We start from the raw sequence: 2870 nt of genomic DNA, 5'->3' as shown, positions 1-2870 counted from the left end.
GCCGCCGGTGCGGAACTGCTGGACTGGCCGGCCGGCCGGGCGCCGGGCCCCGCCACCGCGGGGGAGGTGCGGCGGCTGCGCCGGATCGTGCGCACCGCCGAACCGGACGTGCTCCACCTGCACAGCGCCAAGGCCGGGCTGGCCGGCCGGCTGGCGGTGCGCGGGTCCGTCCCCACCGTCTTCCAGCCGCACGCCTGGTCCTTCGCGGCCGTCGAGGGCGCGGTGGCCCGGGCCACCCTGCGCTGGGAGCGGTACGCCGCCCGCTGGGCGCACGCGCTGGTGTGCGTCAGCGAGCAGGAGCGGGCCGACGGTGCCGCGGCGGGGATCGCGGCCGCCTGGCGGGTGGTGCCGAACGGGGTCGACCTGGAGCACCACGTGCCCGCCGGCGCCGCCGACCGGCGGGCCGCCCGCGCCGGGCTCGGACTGGCCGGCGCCGGCCTGGACCCGGAAGCCCCGCTCGCCGTCTGCCTGGGCCGGCTCTGCCGGCAGAAGGGCCAGGACGTGCTGCTGGACGCCTGGCCGCGGGTGGCCGAGGCCGTGCCCGGCGCCGGGCTGGCGCTGGTCGGCGGGGGTCCGGACGAAGCGGTGCTGGCCGAGCGGGTCCGGGCGCTGCCCGGGCCGCGCCGGGTGCTGATGGCGGGCGGGGTGGGCGATCCGCGGCCCTGGCTGGCCGCCGCGGACCTGGTGGTGCTGCCGTCCCGCTGGGAGGGCATGGCGCTGGCCCCGCTGGAGGCGATGGCGGCCGCCCGCCCGGTGCTGCTCACGGACGTGCCCGGGGCGCGCGAGTGCCTGCCGCCCGGGGGTGCCGTGCCGCCGGTGTCGCCCGGGGACGTTGCCGCGCTGGCCGAACGCCTGGTCGAGGAGCTGGCCGATCCGGACGCCTGTGCGCGCCGCGGAGGGCTGGCGAGGGCGCACGTGGCGGACCGGCACGACGTCCGCCGCACGGTCGAGCAGGTGGAGGCGGTGTACCGCGGGGTGCTGCCCGCGCGTCCGTCCGGTCGCCCCGATTCCCGTGTCCCCCAGGGATTCTGATCGTTTATCCGACCGTGGGAGCCCCCGCGGGCTGCTGCCCAGTCCGCAGCCGCCGCCGGGTCGGGGGCGCCGCGTACGAGTCGTCCGACAGTCCGACCAATGAGCAGGTGGCATGACACGGCACGTCAACTCGCCGCAGTGACAACGGCGATCGCTATTGTCTGATTTTGCCTGATTCGCACCTGTTCGGAGGGTCCACTTCGTCGTGCCCCGGCACCGGGCACGGTTCGGGCCGGTCGGCCGCCCCCGCGACCGCGGGTACACCACAGGGGAGTTCGCGCACCGATGACCATTGACCACGAGAGCGTGCCGCGGCCGGGGGGCCCGCTGTCGGCCCGGCGGCTGCTCGGCACCGAGCTGCTGGAGCGGCCCGCCGCAGGTCCCCGGGCGCGTCCGGCACCGCAGGTCGGCCGCCACCGCCGGCCGCTGCGCTCTCGGGTCGCCCTCCCGGCCGGACTCCTCGGCTGCGACGTCCTCGCCCTCGCCGCCGCCGCGGCCCTGACCGCCCCCGGCCCGCCGCCGCTGGCCGCCGCGCTGCTCGGTCTGCTCCTGCCGCTCAACCTGGCCGACGGCCTCTACCGCAGCAGGCTCACCGTCTCCGCGCTCGACGACCTCCCCGCCCTCGCCGGACGCGCCGCCGTCTCCACCGCCTTCGCGGTCACCCTCGCCGCCTGCCTCGGCCGGTTCGTGCCCGGCCCGGCGGCGCTGTTCAGGTTCGCCGGACTGCTCACCGCCTTCACCCTGCTCGCCTGCCTGGGCCGGGCCGCCGCCTACGCCCTGCTGCGCCGCGCCCGCCGCCGGCGCCCCAGCCCGACCCTGGTGCTCGGCGCCGGCCAGCTCGGCCAGCGGATCGCCGCCGTCCTGCTCGAACACCGCGAGTACGGTCTGCGGCCGGTCGGCTACCTGGACTCCCAGCCCGTCCTGCTCGCCCCGGACGCCCCGCTGCGGCTCCTCGGCGGCCACGACGCCCTGGAGAGCCAGATCCGCCGCAAGCGCATCCACCACGTGATCGCCACCGAGGGCGCCGCCGACGACGCCGCCACAGCCGCCGCGCTGCGCACCGCCGCCCGGCTCGGCTGCCGGGTCTGGGTGGTGCCCCAGCTGCGCGAGTACGCGGCCCTCGGCCGGCGCGGCACCGACCAGCTGTGGGGCTTCCCCTGCCTGCCGCTGGAGCGCCCGGCCGTCCGCCGCCCCGGCTGGGTCGCCAAGCGCGCCCTGGACGTCGCGGCCGCCGGGTTCGGCCTGCTGCTGCTCTCGCCGGTGCTGGCCGCCTGCGCGCTCGCCGTCCGCTGCGACACCGGCCCCGGGGTGCTCTTCCGCCAGCAGCGCACCGGCCTCGACGGCCAGGCCTTCACCCTGCTGAAGTTCCGCACCCTGCGCCCCAGCAACGAGCACGAGTCGGCCACCCGCTGGAACATCTCGCAGGACCACCGGATGGGCGCCGTCGGCCGGCTGCTGCGCCGCACCTCGCTGGACGAGCTGCCGCAGCTGTGGAACGTCGTCCGCGGCGACATGAGCCTGGTCGGCCCCCGCCCCGAACGCCCCTACTTCGTGATGCGCTTCGGCCAGGCCTACCCCGAGTACCAGGACCGGCACCGCGTCCCGGCCGGCCTCACCGGCCTCTCCCAGGTCAACGGCCTGCGCGGGGACACCTCCATCGAGGACCGGGCCCGCTTCGACAACCGCTACATCGAGAGCTGGAGCCTCTGGCAGGACGCCAAGATCCTGCTCCGCACCGCCGTCCTGATGCTCCACCCGGACGGGAGCTGACGTGACGTCGGGAACGCTGCCGGCCCGCACCGCGCCGCTGCCGCAGTGGTGGCGGCGGCTGCCCGCCG

Annotated in this window: 2 protein-coding genes; both read left to right on the top strand. The window is 77.6% G+C overall.

Features of this window, described 5'->3' with window-relative positions; translation table 11 throughout:
* The coding region (locus ABZ641_RS31615) for a glycosyltransferase (protein ID WP_359987368.1) at positions 1-1032 on the top strand (1032 nt) is incomplete at its 5' end.
* Positions 1033-1317: 285 nt separating this feature from the next.
* The gene (locus ABZ641_RS31610) at positions 1318-2802 is read left to right on the top strand and encodes a sugar transferase (protein ID WP_359987366.1); all 1485 of its coding nucleotides are present in this window, start codon (positions 1318-1320) and stop codon (positions 2800-2802) included.
* Positions 2803-2870: the final 68 nt, after the last annotated feature.

Source organism: Kitasatospora sp. NPDC007106, assembly GCF_040634455.1.
Classification (GTDB): domain Bacteria; phylum Actinomycetota; class Actinomycetes; order Streptomycetales; family Streptomycetaceae; genus Kitasatospora; species Kitasatospora arboriphila.
The sequence above is the reverse complement of the archived record's forward strand: the minus strand, read 5'-3'. Positions and strand labels throughout refer to the sequence as shown.

Excerpts from the sequence above, each read along its gene's own strand:
- ABZ641_RS31610 (WP_359987366.1), top strand. The coding sequence starts at position 1,318 with ATGACCATTGACCACGAGAGCGTGCCGCGGCCGGGGGGCCCGCTGTCG.